13 protein-coding genes and 1 pseudogene are annotated in these 16,153 nt (G+C 68.8%); 10 read left to right on the top strand and 4 right to left on the bottom strand.

Annotated features, from left to right (window positions below):
* Positions 1-186 precede the first annotated feature (186 nt).
* Together D7X32_RS24155 and D7X32_RS24150 are read right to left on the bottom strand one after the other, a co-directional pair.
* Positions 187-435 (bottom strand): hypothetical protein, encoded by a 249-nt coding sequence (locus D7X32_RS24155; RefSeq protein ID WP_120604931.1) that lies wholly within the window; start codon positions 433-435, stop codon positions 187-189.
* Positions 365-997 carry an OsmC family protein gene (locus tag D7X32_RS24150; RefSeq protein WP_120604930.1) on the bottom strand — a complete coding sequence of 211 codons (633 nt, stop codon included), beginning with the start codon at positions 995-997 and terminating at the stop codon, positions 365-367. The genes D7X32_RS24155 and D7X32_RS24150 overlap by 71 nt, the downstream gene beginning before the upstream one ends.
* A 441-nt stretch (positions 998-1,438) precedes the next feature.
* Between D7X32_RS24150 and D7X32_RS24145 the strand changes: the two genes are divergently transcribed.
* Positions 1,439-1,948, top strand: coding sequence for an SRPBCC family protein (locus D7X32_RS24145; RefSeq protein WP_158625748.1), 510 nt, complete (start codon positions 1,439-1,441; stop codon positions 1,946-1,948).
* A 7-nt stretch (positions 1,949-1,955) separates the two neighbouring features.
* On the opposite strand, the gene D7X32_RS24140 is transcribed toward D7X32_RS24145, so the two are convergent.
* Entirely contained in the window at positions 1,956-3,392 is a 1,437-nt protein-coding gene (locus D7X32_RS24140) for a cytochrome-c peroxidase (RefSeq protein WP_120604928.1), read from the bottom strand.
* Between the two features lie 231 nt (positions 3,393-3,623).
* Here D7X32_RS24140 and D7X32_RS24135 point away from each other — a divergent pair, with 231 nt between their 5' ends.
* From D7X32_RS24135 to D7X32_RS24120, 4 genes are all read left to right on the top strand, one after another.
* Positions 3,624-4,061 (top strand): hypothetical protein, encoded by a 438-nt coding sequence (locus D7X32_RS24135; RefSeq protein ID WP_120604927.1) that lies wholly within the window; start codon positions 3,624-3,626, stop codon positions 4,059-4,061.
* Positions 4,058-4,570, top strand: a complete 513-nt coding sequence (locus D7X32_RS24130) for a PM0498 family protein (RefSeq protein WP_147450241.1) — start codon at positions 4,058-4,060, stop codon at positions 4,568-4,570. The genes D7X32_RS24135 and D7X32_RS24130 overlap by 4 nt, the downstream gene beginning before the upstream one ends.
* Before the next feature lie 112 nt (positions 4,571-4,682).
* Complete coding sequence (locus tag D7X32_RS24125) at positions 4,683-5,510, top strand: PPK2 family polyphosphate kinase (RefSeq protein WP_120604925.1); 828 nt, start codon at positions 4,683-4,685, stop codon at positions 5,508-5,510.
* Between the two features lie 151 nt (positions 5,511-5,661).
* Positions 5,662-6,669 (top strand): fatty acid desaturase family protein, encoded by a 1,008-nt coding sequence (locus D7X32_RS24120; protein WP_120604924.1) that lies wholly within the window; start codon positions 5,662-5,664, stop codon positions 6,667-6,669.
* Between the two features lie 60 nt (positions 6,670-6,729).
* Here the strand turns inward: D7X32_RS24120 and D7X32_RS24115 are convergent, their stop codons facing one another.
* Complete coding sequence (locus tag D7X32_RS24115; protein WP_120604945.1) at positions 6,730-7,209, bottom strand: ferritin-like domain-containing protein; 480 nt, start codon at positions 7,207-7,209, stop codon at positions 6,730-6,732.
* A gap of 247 nt (positions 7,210-7,456) precedes the next feature.
* Here D7X32_RS24115 and D7X32_RS24110 point away from each other — a divergent pair, with 247 nt between their 5' ends.
* From D7X32_RS24110 to D7X32_RS45045, 5 genes and pseudogenes are all read left to right on the top strand, one after another.
* Positions 7,457-9,871, top strand: coding sequence for a helicase-related protein (locus tag D7X32_RS24110; protein ID WP_120604923.1), 2,415 nt, complete (start codon positions 7,457-7,459; stop codon positions 9,869-9,871).
* 241 nt (positions 9,872-10,112) lie between these two features.
* Positions 10,113-11,831, top strand: coding sequence for a cobalamin-dependent protein (locus tag D7X32_RS24105; RefSeq protein ID WP_120604922.1), 1,719 nt, complete (start codon positions 10,113-10,115; stop codon positions 11,829-11,831).
* Between the two features lie 1,043 nt (positions 11,832-12,874).
* The gene (locus tag D7X32_RS24095) at positions 12,875-14,269 is read left to right on the top strand and encodes a glycoside hydrolase family protein (protein WP_147450240.1); all 1,395 of its coding nucleotides are present in this window, start codon (positions 12,875-12,877) and stop codon (positions 14,267-14,269) included.
* 191 nt (positions 14,270-14,460) lie between these two features.
* Positions 14,461-15,588, top strand: a complete 1,128-nt coding sequence (locus tag D7X32_RS47610) for a collagen-like domain-containing protein (protein WP_147450239.1) — start codon at positions 14,461-14,463, stop codon at positions 15,586-15,588.
* Between the two features lie 331 nt (positions 15,589-15,919).
* Positions 15,920-16,153, top strand: a pseudogene (locus D7X32_RS45045) (hypothetical protein); the annotation flags it as partial.

The following is a 16,153-nucleotide window of genomic DNA, read 5'->3' as shown; positions in this document are numbered from 1 at the left end:
GAACGCACCTCACTCTATGATTCCTCGCATCGACTTGCATCGTCGGCTGACCCCATCCCACGGAAGCGTTGGACGAAGGTCCAGTGCGGACCGCAAGGTCTCCCCTCCAGGGGGAACCCGGACGAACGCGCGGTGCGCGAACCCTGTGGGAACCCACGAGGCCGCGCCGCGCGGACGTGTGCAATCTCAGACGGCCGGCCCCGCGATGATCTTCGGCGGCCCCGGCTGGTTGGGGTCGTGCGCGGGTGGGTCCTGGATGCCCGGCGCGATCTCCGGGTCCTGCTGGGGAGGTGGCGGTTCCCGGCGCCGGGGCTCTCCCGGCGGCGGGTCCTTCTCCGGCACGGAAGGCCGGGGCGGTTCAATCTCAGGCGTGGGCTTCGGATCCGGTTCCTTCACCGGCTTCGTGGGCGGGTTCGTCTGTGGATTCGTCGGCATGTCCTTCCACACTGCGCACGCCGGCCGCCCAGGGAACCGCCGCTTCCGCCGCGCCGCTCGCGGGTGCGCGGTTTCCGACAGGTGCCCCGGCGTCCCCCTGCCGGGCCTGGGCCCAGACCTCCACCACCGGCTCGATGCGCGGGGTGAGCTGGAGCATGGAGCTGGGGAAGCAGCGCGCGGGCAGCCGGGCGAAGAGCTGGCGGACGTCCTCCGCCTCCCGCGCGCTGGCCACGGCGACATGGGGCCGGACGATGAGGTCGGTGAACCGGGCGGCCTGATCAGGGCCTGCGCCCACCAGCCGGGCCGTGGCGCAGCTCTGGTAGAAGAGCACGCCCACGCCCGCCTCCCGGGCCCCGTCCAGGAACGCATGCAGCGTGCGCCCCTCCACCGCGCCCACCAGCAGCGCCTCCGGGTCCCAGCGTCCGTCCCCGGGCCCGCCCTCCTGGTTGCCCAGTGGACAGCCAATCGGAACAGGGGGCGCACGGTCGCTCGTCAGCACCGCGCCCCGTTCTCCCTGCCAATAGAGGCGAGTTTCGTACTCGGTAATGGAAGCGGAGGTCATCGGGCATCTCCTCGGCAAGGGGCATGCGCCATGCGCTTTCAACACCCATGCCGGGACAATGCTTCACACCCCGAAGTCCCATGCCCTGGCGGACGAGTCCCCCCAGCCAGACCGGTGATCGCGAGGCCACACGCGCACTGGCCCGGGATGCGGACCGCCAGGAACAGCCCTTTTGGACGATTTCGCCCCCGCCGTCCTTGATCCACATCACGCGCCTCAATGCCTGACATGGGGGGGCGGCATGGGTACGAATCGACGCGGTGGGGAACGGTGTTCGTTGGCTGTATGGCTTTGCGAGGGCTTCCAGGGCCGAACGGCCTGACGGGAACACGCTCTTGCGCGAGGGGGCACGCCCTGCGCCCGGAGGCCCGCCCGTGGACGGTTGGGCGCCCTCCAGACGCATGGCCACCCTCAGCGCGGAGCCCCTTCTTGACCATGTCCATGCACGAACGACGTGAGGCACTGATGGCCGAGGCCTATGCGAGTCAGCTCATCCAGGCACCCGCCGACGTGGTCTGGGACCGTGTGGGAGGCTTTGACAGCCTTCCGCGCTGGCACCCGGGCATCGTCTCCAGCGAGCGGGTGACGCGTCCCGAGCCCGGCCCCGGGCCCCTGCGCAGGCTCACCACGCGCGACGGCGAGGTGTACCTGGAGGCCCGGTTGGCGTACGACCCGAATGCGCGCAGCTATGCCTACGAGATGCTGGAGGGGCCGCTGCCGGTGCGCGACTTCGTGGCGAAGCTGCGGGTGACGCCGGTGACGGCGACCGGGCAGACCTTCGTGGAGTGGCACGCGACCTTCAGCCTGACGCCCGGGCACGAGGGCGAGGCGGCGGCGCTGTGCCAGTGGATCCGCGAGGAGCTCTTCGCGCGGGGCCTGCGGGGGCTGGCGCACACCTTCCTGCCGCCTCCGCCCCGGGTGCCGGCGCCGGAGCTGGAGTGGCGGCGCTGAAGGGCCCTCACAACCGCTGGAGGAAGCGCAGCAGGTCCTGCTTCTGCGCCGGGGTGAGGGACTCCGGCGGCCCGCCTGGGAACTCGGGCGGGTGCTGCGGCAGGACCACCGTGGGAATGCCCGGGAGGATGAAGCGGCTGTAGGTGTCCACCGCGTCCGTGAGCGTGGCGTGGCTGTTGTCGTGGAAGTACGGCGCGGTCCGGGCGATGCCGCGCAGGGACGGCACGTCGAAGGCCTCGAACTCCGCGGGGTCGCCGGTGATCAGCGCGCGGCCAGGGTCGGTGGAGTACCACTGGGCGGCGAGCGCGGGACCCACGATGGGCGCGCCGTTTTCATCCAGGGCGGGGTTGATGTCATTCGGGTCGCCGCTCGCGGTGACGGGGATGGGTGGCAGGTCGGTGACGTGATGCTGGCGCGTGCCGTCCGTGTAGAAGCGGAAGCGGTACTGGGGGAAGCCGACGGACGTGTTGTAGAGGGGCACGACGCCGCGCTGTCCCAGATAGGTCATGTACGCGTAGCCGGCGTTGAGGAACTCGCTGTGGGGGCGGGGCACGTAGACGCGCTGGGGCCGGCCGTCGGGCCCGATGATGTGCTGGATGTTGCCGTCGGGCTTGAGGGCATAGAAGGCGATGTCGTGCGTGGCGCGGTCCACGATGCGGTTGCGGGTGCGGCCGCCGTGGCAGGCCTCGCAGGCCAGGTTGTAGACGTCGCGGCCGCGCCGCTCGGAGGCATCGAGCAGGAGCAGGGCGTCCGGATCCGGGATGGTGCTCAGCGGCCATCCCAGCTCCAGCAGCTCCGACACGAAGCGGGCGCGGGGGGAGCTGAACACGCTGCGCTCGAACGCGGCGATGCGCTGGAGCACGGGGAGCGCCACGGTCCCGCCCAGGCTGTGGCTGGTGACGGCGCTCTGGGCCTGGGTGACCAGGTCGGTTTCGCGGCCGTCGGCCTGGAAGGGCCCGGAGAAGCCGGTGTCGGCGATGCTAGGCACGGCGCGCCAGACGGACACCTTGCGGTCCGGCGCGGTGACGACGTTCCCCTGCACGTCAATGACATCCATGTTCGCGGGGAGGGGGAGCACCACGCGCACCAGGCCCTTCTTCAAGTGCTCATAGGTGGGCACGGGGGCGGTGGGGTCGTCCGCGTCGATGCGGTGGAAGAGCGGATCCGCGGGGTTCCGGGCCCAGAGGGCCTCCACGTGCGCGGGCGTGAGCGCGGTGTTGTCCGCGAGCACGTGGCACGTCGCGCAGGAGCGCCCGTTGGTGCCGGGCAGGGCCTCCTGGAAGTGCTTCCTGCCGGCGGCCGCCTGGGCCACGGACGCCAGCTCCGCCTGGGACGTCGCGAGCTCGGCGGTGGCTTCCACGGGTACCGCGGTGTCGGTGCAGCCCGCGAGCCCGGCGAGCGCGATGGCCCCCACGGTGCGCGCGATGAATCGATGTCCTGCCATGTGTTCCCCTCCCATGTGCCGTGATGGCAGGGGAACACCGCGCGCCCTTCTTCGTGTCACCGCGAAGAAGCGTGGCATGCCCTGGGGCCGGCCCCATCCGTTGCGTGCCGGGCGGTGAGTCCAGGACGCCGTCGAGCGGCGGACGCCTTTCCGGCCGCATCGCGGCTTGGCGTGGCACGTCCATGCGCATGCTCCCGGGTGGCCTGCTGAACCTCACGGCCGGGAGAGCCCATGCCTGTCATCCGATGGCTGGTGTTGTTCCTGCTGTCCTGCGGCCTTGGATGTGGGGCCGCGATCATTTCCAGCGAGTGCAACCAGTCAGACAGCACTGTCTCGTGCTGCCTGAAGCGGCATCCAGGGCAGTACGAGGCCTGCGGCGCGGACGCGCCGGCCCAGCGGATGTTGGGCGCGCGCGGAGCCCGCATCGACAGCAAGACGCTCTGGAAGCAGGGGAGGATCCGTCTCGACGTCGAGAACCCAGCGCCCGGCGTTCGTCCCGGGCAGCTCCATTTCCAGGACGCTCAGACGGGTGCGAAGTACCTGTACGATCCCGCCTCCAGGAGCTTCGCGAACGCGCCCCGCTGGGTGAACGAATTGCTCAAGACGGACGCGAAGTTTGCCTCGTCCGTGGAGAAGGGGCTGTACTACCTGGGAGAGGTGCCACCTTGAGGACCAACGCGTTGATGCGGGCCTATCTGCGCAACGCGCGGGTGCAGGAAGTCATGGCGCGCCCGCTCACGCCCAGGATGCAGGCGCTGCTCGATGAAGGGGTCGTCGAGGCGCATGGCTTCTGGGTGCTGCGGCGCGCGGCCACTGAAAGCGCCCCACTCATTCGTCCCGACTTCCAGGACGCGACCGGCTACGAGTGCTTCGCGAACAAGCTGCACGTCTCTGACTTCGTGGGCTCGTTCGACGAAGACCCGTGGGCCCGCCGGCTGCGCCTCAAGGATCAGGCGGGCTACGGTCTGAGGCTTGCCCGGGAGTTGCAACGGGTACTCCCTGCGAATGAGCAATTCGTGATCATCCTCGGATGCAGCAACGCGTGCACGTTGCGCTTCCATTTGAAACGGCCGGGAGAGCATTGGCTCACGGATGACCTGGAAGGCTACCGTCGAGATGCCCTCCTGGAGTTGAGCAACCTCGATGAGCTTCGCGGCTGGGCCGGGCCGCCATCCTGAGGGAGACTCGAAAGGTTCGACTCGGACGTTTTGCCGCCGTCCTGGCGCGGGACGGTGTGAATCCGCCTTCGCTCCGGGCACGCTACGGCCCACACCAGGAGCGAAGAGGACCATGGACATCATCCGCAACGACAAGCAGGGCGCGAAGGTGAAGCTGGCGCGCATCCCCACGGCGCCGCCGAAGAAGGCGGACCGGGAGAAGGCGAAGACCGAGTTCGACGCCCTGGGCGAGGAGCTGTTCGACCTCCAGGACCTGCTGTGGGGCGCGAAGATGAACTCCGTCCTCATCGTCCTGCAGGGGCGCGACACCGCCGGCAAGGACGGCACCATCAAGCACGTGGTGGGCAGCCTCAACCCGCGCGGGGTGACCGTGACGTCCTTTGGCGTGCCCAGCGCGGAGGAGCGGGAGCACGACTTCCTCTGGCGCGTGCACCGCGAGGCCCCGCGCCTGGGCGAGTTCTCCATCTTCAACCGCTCGCACTACGAGGACGTGCTCGTGGCGCGGGTGAACAACCTGGTCCCCAAGCCGCTCTGGAAGTCGCGCTACCAGCACATCCGCGACTTCGAGACCCTGCTCGTGGAGCACGGCACCCTCATCCTCAAGTTCTTCCTCCACATCAGCCAGCCGGAGCAGGAGCAGCGGCTGCTGGCGCGCGAGGAGGAGCCGCGCAAGGCGTGGAAGATCTCCGCGGGTGACTGGGAGGACCGCAAGCACTGGACGGACTACACGCACGCCTACGAAGACGTCTTCGCCCGGACGTCCACCGAGCATGCGCCCTGGCACCTGGTGCCCTCGGACGCCAAGTGGTACCGCAACCTGGTGGTGGCCCGCGCCGTGGCGGAGGCCCTGCGCCCCCACCGTGAAGCGTGGCAGGAGCGGCTGGACGCGGTCGGCAAGCAGAAGAAGGCGGAGCTGCGCGCCTGGCGCAAGAAGCGCTGAGACACGGCTTCTCGCGTCATCCATGACGCGAAGGGCTCACGCCGTGTGTCGTGGGAACCGCTGACCCGGCCGTGACATGGGGATGGGACAACACTGACGGTCAGCCCGTCCCGGTGTGTCGCCGGGCGGTCACCGCAGGAGCCCTGTCGACATGGAACGAACCGCGTCGCCGTCGAGCAAGGACCTCATCGCCCGCACGCGTCCCTTCGCGGCACAAGTCACCGCGCGCTCCATCGGGGCGCTCGTCTCCACCTATGCCGCGCTCGTGGGCGCGGTGGCGCTGGCGGCGGCCGCGCCCTGGTGGCCGCTGCGCATCGTGGGGGGCCTCATCGAAGCGCTGGTGCTCATCCGCTGTTTCATCCTCTTCCACGACGCGATGCATGGGGCGCTGCTGCCGAAGTCCCGGTGGGCGAAGGCGCTCTTCCAGGTGCAGGGGCTGCTCACGCTCACGCCCGCGCGCATCTGGAATGACACACACAATCACCACCACGCGAACACCGCGCGCATCGCGGCGGACTCCGCGGGCACCTTCGTCACCTGGACCACGGAGCAGTGGCGCAAGGCCACGGGGGCGCAGCGCCTGGGCTACAGGGTGGAGCGTCACCCTGTGACGTTGACGCTGGGCTACTTCACCGCGTTCCTCTACAGCCTGTGCCTCCAGCCCTTCGTGAAGAACCCGAAGCGCTACTGGACGTCCGGGCTCGCGCTGGGCATGCACGTGGCCCTGTCCGCGGCCGTCTGGCACTTCTTCGGCCTGGGCGTCTATCTCAGCGCCTTCGTGGGTCCGCTGATCGCCGCGTACGCGCTGGGCACGTACCTGTTCTACGCGCAGCACAACTTCGACGACGTGGCCATCCTGCCGGAGGCATCGTGGAACCACGCGGACGCGGCGCTGGAGGCCAGCAGCTACATGCGCTTCGGGCCGGTGATGGAGTGGTTCACGGGCAACATCGGCTACCACCACGTGCACCACCTCAACCCGCGCATCCCGTTCTACCGGCTGCCAGAGGCGATGGCGGCCATCCCGGAGCTGCAGGGGCCGCATGTCACCACGCTCACGCTGAAGGACATCGTGGGCTGCCTGCGGCTGAACCTGTGGGATCCGTCGCTGAAGCGGATGGTGCGCTACCGCGACGCGGAGCTGTCTCCGGGCACCTGAGGAACCTCGGCCCGGCGGGTCCGTTCGGGACCCGCCCGAGGAACCCACCGGGCCGGGGTCTCAAGGCTCCAGCAGGGCATGCAGGGCGTTGGCGTGCGCCTCCTCCTCGTCGAGGAGCTCCTCCAGCAGCCGCCGCGTGGTGGGGTCGCGCTCCGCGAAGTAGGGAATCAGGTCGCGGTACGTCTCGATGGCGACGCGCTCCGCCGCCAGGTTCTCGCGGAGCATCTCCACCAGCGTCCGCCCCTCTTCGTTCTGGGTGTCACCGCTGGACATGAGTCCTCCAATGTTGAAGTCCGGCCGGCCACCCAGTTGCTGGATGCGTTCGGCGAGCCTCAGTGCGTGGTCCTGCTCTTCGCGCGCGTGCTGGCCGAACGCGGACTTCACCGCCTCGTGATGCGGGCCCCTCACGGAGAGGGCATGGCGGGTGTAGCGCCGCACGCTGACGACCTCGGTCGCGAGCGCGGCGTTGAGCAGCGTGAGGCGGACCCCCAGGTCATCCCCGGCGGCGGCGGCGAACGGCTGCGAATGCATGTCGGCCATGGAAGTGCCCCCGGGCGGCTGCGTGTCGGGAAGCTGGGCGGCCCCGGCATGGCCGGCCATCCCTCCTGCCCCCGCGTACCGGGAGCGCCGCGCCTGTCCGTCCCGCCCCGGGGCACGAGGCCCGTGAGTCCGGAGCCTCCCGCCCGCCGACGCCTGCTTCCACGCTGGGCGCGGGCAGGGACGTTGCCCGCGAACATCCCTTGCGGCCTCGGGGGCGGAGGAGGGGGTTCGGGGTTAGTCTTCGCCAATGAGCTCGAGCCCATCCAGCCGGCCGTCCGTCGTCGTGGCGGAGCTGGGGCCCACGAACACCGGGAAGACCTACCGCGCCATCGAACGGATGCTCGAGCACGACTCCGGCATCATCGGCTTGCCGCTCCGCCTGCTTGCCCGTGAGGTCTACGACCGGGTGACCGCGAAGGTGGGCGAGGGCCGGGTCGCGCTGATGACAGGGGAGGAGAAGCGCGTCCCCCCGCGGCCCGACTATTGGATCTGCACCGTCGAGGCGATGCCCACCGACCGTCAGGTCGACTTCCTCGCGGTGGATGAGATCCAGCTCGCCGCGCACCGGGAGCGCGGGCACGTCTTCACCGACCGGCTGCTCCACGCACGTGGGCGCAAGGAGACCTGGTTCCTGGGCGCGGACACGATGCGGCCCATGGTGCAGGCGCTCATCCCGCATGCGTCCGTGAAGCGCGCCACGCGCCTGTCTCAGCTGCGCTACTCCGGGCGCCGCTCGCTGAAGAGCCTGCCGCCGCGCTCGGCGGTGGTCGCGTTCTCCGCGGACCGCGTGTACGAGCTGGCCGAGTCCCTGCGCCGCCTGCGGGGCGGGGTCGCGGTGGTGCTGGGCGCGCTGTCGCCCCGGACGCGCAACGCGCAGGTGGCGATGTATCAGTCCGGCGAGGTCCAGTACCTCGTGGCCACGGATGCCATCGGCATGGGGTTGAACCTGGACCTCAACCACGTGGCCTTCGCGACGCTCAGCAAGTACGACGGCGCCGAGCAACGCGACCTGTATCCAGACGAACTGGCGCAGATCGCCGGCCGCGCGGGGCGGCACCTCAACGACGGCAGCTTCGGGGCGTTGAACACGCTGCCGGAGCTTCCGCCGCGCATCGTCTCCGCCATCGAATCCCACCGCTTCCCCGCGGTCCGCAGCCTCATCTGGCGCAACTCCTCGCTCGACTTCGCCAGCCCGGAGGCGCTGCTGGACTCACTGTCGCGGGCGCCGCGCGACAATGCCTTCGTCCGGGTGGAGCGCGCGGACGACTTCGACGCGCTCAAGGGCCTGTCGGCCGTGCCCGCCATCCGCGAGCTCACCAATGACAAGGCATCCGTGGAGCTGCTATGGCAGGTCTGCCAGATCCCGGACTTCCGCAAGGGCCTCTTCGGCCAGCACGTCGCGCTGCTGCGCGAGACGTATCTCCAGCTGACGGCCGGGGATGGGAAGCTGGATCCCACCTGGCTGGGCCGGCAGGTGTCGCCGCTCGACGACGCATCCGGCGACCTCCACACGTTGATGGACCGGCTCGCGGCCATCCGCATCTGGACGTACATCAGTCACCGCCCGGGCTGGCTGCACGACGCGGAGGCGTGGCAGGAGCGCACGCGCCGCATCGAGGATGCGCTGGGCGACGCCCTGCATGAGCGGCTGGTGGAGCGCTTCGTGCAACGGGCCGCGAGGAGGAGCGCGCGCCGCTTCGTGAGGGCCAGCGCGCTGCCGCAGGCCGGTTCGGACAGTCCGTTCGCGAAGCTGGGGCAGCTGCTGACGGAGATGCCGGGCGCGGAAGGCGCGGTGATGACGGAGGAGCAGTTCGTCCAGCGCGTGGTGGACGCGACGCATGACGCCTTCGAGGTGGACGCGTCGGGGCGCATCTCCTTCGAATCTCAGCCCCTGGCCCGGCTGGTGCGAGGTCGCGAACGGCGCTCGCCGCAGCTCGCGTTGGCGGAGCCGGAGGTGTGGACGGGGGGCGCGCGGCAGCGGCTGGAGCGCCGGCTGGTGGCGCTGGCCAGGGACCTGGTCACGGAGGCCATGGGAGGCTTTCCCGCGGAGTCCTTCACGGGAGAGGGCCGCTCACCGGCGATGCGAGGCGTGGCCTACCGGCTGGCGGAAGGGCTGGGCGTCATCTCCCAGGGAGAGGCGCGCGAGCAGTGGCGGCTGTTGGACGAGGAGTCGCGGGAGCGGCTGAAGACGCAGGGAGTCCACGAGGGCGAGCGGTTCCTCTACGTCGCCGGTGCGCTGTCACCCCAGGCCCTGGATCGGCGGGCCATGTTGACGGCGCTGTTTCAAAACGCCCCGTGCCCGCAGGGCATCCCGCAGGAGCCGGCGCTGAACGTCGCGACACTGGCGGGCCGGAACGCGCGGGCCTTCGGCTACGAGATCATCGGGCCGGTGGCGCTGCGCATCGACATCGTGGAGCGGATCGCGGAGGGACTCCGGAATCCACAGAACGTCCGGCAGGTGCACGCGCTCACGCAGCAACTGCGATTGGATGGCGGCGTGCGCGCGCAGGTGCTGCGGGCGCTGGGTGGACAGCCCGGAGGCGCGGCCTCGAAGCGGCGGAAGAGAAGGCGGGGGCGGAAGCCGTCGGCGACGGCCCCGGACACAAGTAACGTTCGAGGGCACGCGCCGGCAGGAACGAGCCGGCTCAACGAACGTCCATGAAAGGCTTCGGTGAACCGCTGTGGACGGATGAGAGCGGGCTGGCCCTCTTCACTGCGTTCCATGCGTTCCATGAACCTGGCTTCACGCCGGAGCAGCAGCAGGCTGGCCGAATTGCTGGAGTGAGGGGCCGTCCGGGGAGCAGGCCGCCTGCCCGGGAGGAGGAGAGGCAACGAATCCACGCGGGTCCCGGCCGGATTCGCCTACGCTGCCGCTGTCTCCCTCCAAGGCCGGTGGTCGTCCCATGAGCAGTGGTCGTGCCCTTTCGCCAGTCCTCCTCGTCGGTGCCGGAACGGGCGAAGCCACGTGCGGCATCCTCTATCTGGCCAGCTACCTGCGGCGCGGCGGGATTGAAGCCTTCGTGCGGCTGTGGGACGGGGACGAGAGCGAAGGCGAAATCATCCGCTCCTTCGAAGGCCTCATCGCCCGCGTGCGCCCCAAGCTGATTGGCATCAGCCTGAAGTGGTTCCACCACGTGGACCGAGCGCTGATCATCGCGAGGGTCGTGCGGAAGATCGACCCGTCCATCCGCATCGTCGTGGGAGGCAACTCCGCGTCGTACTGGTGGAAGGAGCTGAGCGGCTACGACTGCATCGACCACGTCGTGCTGGGCGACGGCGAAGCCCCGCTGCTGGCGCTCTGCAACGGTGACGAAGCCCCGCCCAACTGCGTGACCAGGACCCCGGACGGCCGTCCCCGCAGGCTGCCGTTGGCGTACGTGCAGCGCGCCACCAACACGGAGGACGTCTACTACTCGCACTTCAAGGACCTCTTCCTCAGCCAGATGGACGCGCACTCCTTCTCCGGCTGGGTCGCGCCCGGGAAGGGCTGCGGTGAGAACTGCCTGTATTGCGGCGGGGCCCGAGGCAACCAGAAGGCGGACTTCGGGCGGGCGAAGCCGTTCCTGCGCGCCGAGGAGAACGTGCGGCGGGATCACCAGGAGATCGCCAGCCGGACGTGGCAGATGCGCTACGACTTCGCGGGCAGCACGGCGGAGTTCCTGGGGAGCACGTGGGCGGGCGTGGACCTTTCGCGCCACTGCTGCACGTACTTCCTCTGGGGCGTGCCGCGCGTGGAGCTGGTCGCGGCGCTGGCGGCGACCTTCCAGCGCATCTACATGGTCATCGACATCGGCTGCTTCTCCGAACAGCAGCGGCTGGAGCAGATGGGCAAGGGCCTGCTCAAGCCCTGCGCGAAGGACCGCGAGCTGCTGGAGGTCATCGCATCCGTCCGCCGCCACCCGAACGTGGACATCGAAATCTCCGGCATCGGCGGCCTTCCGTTCACGAACAAGGCGCGGCTCGCGGAGGAACTCCAGCTGGTGGAGCGCGTCATCGGCATGGATTGCGTGGTGGGTTACCAGCGGCTGGAGGCGCAGCCCGGGGCGCTCGTCACGGAGCACCCCGCGCGCTTCGACATGGTGACGGAGGCGAAGACGTTCGCGGAGTTCCTCGGCTACTTCGAGCAGCGCGAGCCCGGCGACGTGTCCGTGCCGATGATCCGCTTCAAGGACGCGGAGCTGGAAGCGGCGGTGCAGCGCAACTCGGACCGGGTGGATGCCCTGGCCTGGAAGCACCGGGACGCGAGGAAGCGCATCACGCTCAACGGGCGCACGCGGCTGCGGAACACCGCACCCTCGACGGAGCGCTTCACGTTGGGGGACTGGCTGGGAAGCCACCGCGCGCCCGCGAAGATGTCGAAGGAGCCGGTGACGGTCCTGCGCTCGGTGGACGGCATCACCCTGAGCTGCGCCCCGTCCGTCAGCCCGCGCAGGTTCTCCGACCCCACGCTCACGCAAGGTGAGGACGGAGCCATCCTGCTCGCCGCCCTGGCTGCCTTCGAGCAGCCCACGTCCGTCTCCAACGCGGTGACGAACCTGGGCGCCAAGGCGAGGCTGGACCCGCACTCCGCCCGCGAAGTCATCGACCACCTGGTGGACGGACGCTTCCTCCAGCCCGCGTAACTGACGCCGTCAGATGTCCCTGCTCACGGAGCCGACGAAGCGGATGCCACCCTTGCCTGCTTCGCTGCAGGTGGCATCCACGGAGACGTTGTAGCTGGGGACGTCAGAGTTCCACCGGATGGTCCCGGTCCATGAGCTGCAGGTGTTCGCGGAACCACTGAAGTACAGGCTCACACGGCTGTCCGGAAGTTGGATGACAGCACCAGGCGTGGCCAGGGGCCGTTTGATGCCAATGCTCAGTTGAGTGAATGTGCGCTGTCCGCACTGCTGAGCGTTCGGATCCGCGAGGACGCCGACCTGGAAGGTGCCGACTTCCTGGCATGGCGTTGGGAGTGCGCAGTAATCCTTGCCCGCGGCGTAGGTAAAGAATGTTCCCGAGGTGGCTGGACTTGAGAAGCTCCAGCGGCAGGAGGCCTTCTCTTGACGGCAACAGGAGGAGCTTCCTGGCGCGCAGTTGTCGCTAAAGCAGCCGTAGGGATTGGTAGCCGACCCGCCGACGCAGTCGGAGAGGAGTGCGGCATCCGTCCCCGTCTTGGTGCAGCTCCACAACTTGTTGCCCTCGCAGAACATCATCGCGGGTGTGCAGAGCGCGGCGCCCTGTCCTCCTGGAGGACCCATTGGGCCTTGGAGACCCTGCGGACCCTGAGGTCCTGCGGAGCCTTGAGGACCTGGAGGCCCGCCAGCGGGTCCTGGCGGCCCCTGGGGCCCAGGCGGCCCTGCAGCTCCCTCTGTGCACGCTGCAACCATGCATGCTGCCAGACAGCTCACCAAGACCGATCGCACCTGCATTCTCACGATGCCTTCCTTGGATTGAGTTCCAGTTCGTTGGGGACCCGCCAGACCAGGACGGACGATGGGCATATCTCAAACCAAACCTACCGCGGAAGCATGGCGTGAACTTCCACCTGCTTCCGCACGCGGAACACATTGCCGGAGGCGCACTTCTGGATGCCCATCCTGGGATGGTCGTGGATTTGAATTCGTGCAAAACAGCTAAAAACTGTATATCTTGATATCTCTTCTTCGTGAAAAGGAGCGGTCCGATGTTCAGGAATGCAGCGTTGTGGCTCACCGTGGCGGGCGGCCTGCTGGCGACGGGGGCTGGCGCGGCGACGGTGACGAACTACCGGGGTGGCAGCACGCCGGTGTACTCGCGCACCTCGTATGACTACGTGCCGAGCGTGATGAAGGACGGCGTCTACCGCATGTGGTGGTGCGGCGGCATCGCGGGCGATTACATCCTCTACGCCGAGGCGGACAGCCTGAGCGGCCCGTGGCACGCGCGAGGCTCCACGGCGGCCAACAGCTACAACACGGTGTTCCGGCCCACGGGGAACGCCGCGCAGTTCGACGGCATCCATGTCTGTGATCCGTCCGTCATCCGCGTCGACGCGACGTACTACATGTATTACGGCGGCTACGGCGACGGTACGGGCACGACGATGGTCGGCGTGGCGTCCAGCCCGGACGGCCTCAACTGGACGCGCCTCAACGGCGGCAATCCCATCATCGTGCCCGCGCGGGACTTCCACACGGTGCCGAATCAATACGGCGCGGGACAGCCGAGCGTCACGTTTGTGAATGGGAAGTTCTACCTCATCTTCACGGACTCCACGGGCTACGCGGTGGACGGCAATGGCGGGGGCCAGTTCGTGCTGCGCTCGTCGGACCCCACCTTCCAGACGGGCGTGGAGGAGCTGACGGCCACGGGCTTCGCGCCCCGGACGGCGGCGAACCACACGCGGCACTCGCTGATTGGCGCGTTCTCCGTGGACTGGCAGTACGTGGACACGAACGACACGTTCGCCATCGCGGTGGACGGCCCCACCACCGGCGCGACGCGCGTGTTCCTCTTCAACAGCGAGCTGAACCAGCAGCTGGACCAGTTCGACATCGCGGGCACGTGGACGGAGGGCCCGGCCATCGTGTCGCGTCCGGACAAGCACGCGGTCGCGTCGTCCACGTGCGGCACGGTCCCGGTGGACATCCTGCGCTCGGTGGGCACGGGCGACGTGAACACCTGGAACCTGGCGCGCAGTGGCGTGGACCTGCTGACGGGGCGCTCGTGCGACCAGGTCCCGGTGGGGCGCGTGTACGAGGGCTATCTCATCCAGAGCGCCGGCTTGCCGCTCACGCTGGTGCGCGATGGGACGCGGCTCCAGTTCGCGCTGGCCGCGCCCGCGCAGGACCTTTCACGCAACGCGATTGGCGTCTCGTCCGACATCTTCTACCGCGTCCCGTTCGGGGCCTCCATGCACTCGGGAGCACCCGTCTACGGCGCGGCCGGGCGCCCCGCCGCGTTCTATCTGGATGACGGACGGCTGTGGCCGGTGAGCTGCCTGGAGGCCATCACGCACAACAATTCGTCCATCGCGTCCATGAGCGTGAGCCAGTGGGACGGCATCGCCAAGGGGCCTGGCCTCCACTGCGTGAAGTAGTTCCCGGGCGACTCATGGGGGGCTGGAATGACTCGTGTGTGAGCCATTGGGTGAAGAGGATTTCGCGCTGCGATCCAGCGTGAAATGAACCTGTCACCTATTGCCGTGAGTGCTGGGATTTCTCCGCGCCATACGTCTTCGTTTACGTCCCAGCATTCGCACCCACTTCATTACCTCCGTCGAGTCCCCGAATGCGAATGCGTTTCCGTCACAGGTTTGTCTCCACGCCGTTGTTGCTGTCGTGCCTGGCCTTTGGGCCGCTGGTGCCGGCGGTTGCACACGCCCAGCTCTTTCCCCAGGGAGCGTTGCTGCCCCAACTGGTCATTGAGGGCGTGGACGTGGATTACGCGGCCTCGACCCTCTACCTCCATGGTGAGAACTTCCGGAATGGTTCAAGCCCGGCGGTGACCCTTCAGGGAACGACGCTCCCGGTGCTGGCGGTCACGCCCGACGGCAAGGAATTGGTCGTCTCGCTGCCGGCGACCTTCCAGAACGCGGCAGGCTCCTACTTGCTGAGCGTGTCGACAGGTCTGACGTCGCTTCAGAAAGACGTCTTCTCCCTGGCGCTGGGAACGGTAGGGCCCAAGGGAGACAAGGGCGACACGGGGTCCCAAGGGCCCCAAGGACAGACGGGCCCCAAGGGAGACACGGGCGCGACAGGGCCTCAGGGCCCCAAGGGAGACACCGGCGCGACGGGTGCGCAGGGCCTCAAGGGGGACACCGGCGCGACCGGCGCTCAGGGCCTCAAGGGAGACATCGGCGCGCAGGGTGCGAAGGGCGACACTGGTGCGACGGGTCCGCAGGGCGTGAAGGGCGACACAGGCGCGACGGGTCCGCAGGGCGCTCAAGGCGAAACGGGCCTTCAGGGGCCCAAGGGAGACACGGGTGCTCAGGGCCTCAAGGGCGACACGGGCGCGACCGGCCCGCAGGGTCCCCAAGGGGAAGTCGGTGCGACGGGTGCACAAGGGGCCCAGGGCGAAATGGGACCGCAGGGTCCCAAGGGTGACACGGGCCTGATGGGGCCTCAGGGACCGACAGGACCGACAGGGCCTCAGGGTCCCAGGGGCACCAGCGGTGCGTCTGGAGCCACCAGCCTGAGCGACTTCTACACGGGCTCTTGCACGGCGCAGAAGGGACAGAAGTGCTACTGCCCTGCTGGGTCGAAGATCATGCTGCTCTGGCACAGCCCGACCGGGCGCGTGGGCTACTGCGGCGTTGAAAACCAGAACACGCTGTCTGTCTATGGTGGCTGCGATGGTAACCCCAATGATCCCAATGACGGAGTGATTGGCGGGGCCATCTTCGCGTGCTTCAAATAGGCGGGCTTGATCAGCCAACCTGCTGACGCGCCACCGAAGGGTGCGTGGGCTTGTGTGTGACTGGCACAGGCCCACGGCTCCGCGAGGAGGCGAAGACACTGGCTGCGTCAGGGCGTGGGTTCCGCCGAGGACACCGAGGCGTTCGGGGCTGCCCTCCGTCTCCGTGGTTGGATCCTCCCCCTGGCGCTGGACTGCGGGCACTGTGTTTTCCAGCTGCCCTGGAACTCACCTCAGCGCGCCTCGGGGGGCCGTGCCGGGCGCGGCCATGGGAAACCTGTCCGACAGGAGGGTTGCGCGAAATAAGGGGGTCTGGGGGGAGGGTAGAGAGGAGATGAAGCCGGAAGAAGGACGCCCCTGCCCGCCAGCGAAGCCGCCGAGGCGGCGCATCCCGAAGGACCCAACGCCTCGCTTCAAGGCGCCGGACAGGGAAGCACTGAGGCTGGCGGAGCGGCTGGTGCCCCGGGAGCATCTGGCCAGACGGGTGCAGCGAGTGGTGGAGCGCTTCGAGTTGACGCAGGTGGAGGCCCACTTCTCGGCGCTGGGCCAGAATGGGTTCGCTCCGCGC

The sequence above is a fragment of the Corallococcus carmarthensis genome (assembly GCF_003611695.1).
GTDB classification, from domain to species: Bacteria; Myxococcota; Myxococcia; order Myxococcales; family Myxococcaceae; genus Corallococcus; species Corallococcus carmarthensis.
Note: the sequence above shows the minus strand (reverse complement) of the source record. Positions and strands in the feature narration are given on the sequence as shown.

Excerpts from the sequence above, each read along its gene's own strand:
- D7X32_RS24135 (WP_120604927.1), top strand. The coding sequence starts at position 3,624 with ATGCCTGTCATCCGATGGCTGGTGTTGTTCCTGCTGTCCTGCGGCCTT.
- D7X32_RS24140 (WP_120604928.1), bottom strand. The coding sequence starts at position 3,392 with ATGGCAGGACATCGATTCATCGCGCGCACCGTGGGGGCCATCGCGCTC.
- D7X32_RS24155 (WP_120604931.1), bottom strand. The coding sequence starts at position 435 with ATGCCGACGAATCCACAGACGAACCCGCCCACGAAGCCGGTGAAGGAA.
- D7X32_RS24145 (WP_158625748.1), top strand. The coding sequence starts at position 1,439 with ATGCACGAACGACGTGAGGCACTGATGGCCGAGGCCTATGCGAGTCAG.
- D7X32_RS24110 (WP_120604923.1), top strand. The coding sequence starts at position 7,457 with ATGAGCTCGAGCCCATCCAGCCGGCCGTCCGTCGTCGTGGCGGAGCTG.
- D7X32_RS24150 (WP_120604930.1), bottom strand. The coding sequence starts at position 997 with ATGACCTCCGCTTCCATTACCGAGTACGAAACTCGCCTCTATTGGCAG.
- D7X32_RS24105 (WP_120604922.1), top strand. The coding sequence starts at position 10,113 with ATGAGCAGTGGTCGTGCCCTTTCGCCAGTCCTCCTCGTCGGTGCCGGA.
- D7X32_RS47610 (WP_147450239.1), top strand. The coding sequence starts at position 14,461 with ATGCGAATGCGTTTCCGTCACAGGTTTGTCTCCACGCCGTTGTTGCTG.
- D7X32_RS24120 (WP_120604924.1), top strand. The coding sequence starts at position 5,662 with ATGGAACGAACCGCGTCGCCGTCGAGCAAGGACCTCATCGCCCGCACG.
- D7X32_RS24125 (WP_120604925.1), top strand. The coding sequence starts at position 4,683 with ATGGACATCATCCGCAACGACAAGCAGGGCGCGAAGGTGAAGCTGGCG.
- D7X32_RS24095 (WP_147450240.1), top strand. The coding sequence starts at position 12,875 with ATGTTCAGGAATGCAGCGTTGTGGCTCACCGTGGCGGGCGGCCTGCTG.
- D7X32_RS24115 (WP_120604945.1), bottom strand. The coding sequence starts at position 7,209 with ATGGCCGACATGCATTCGCAGCCGTTCGCCGCCGCCGCCGGGGATGAC.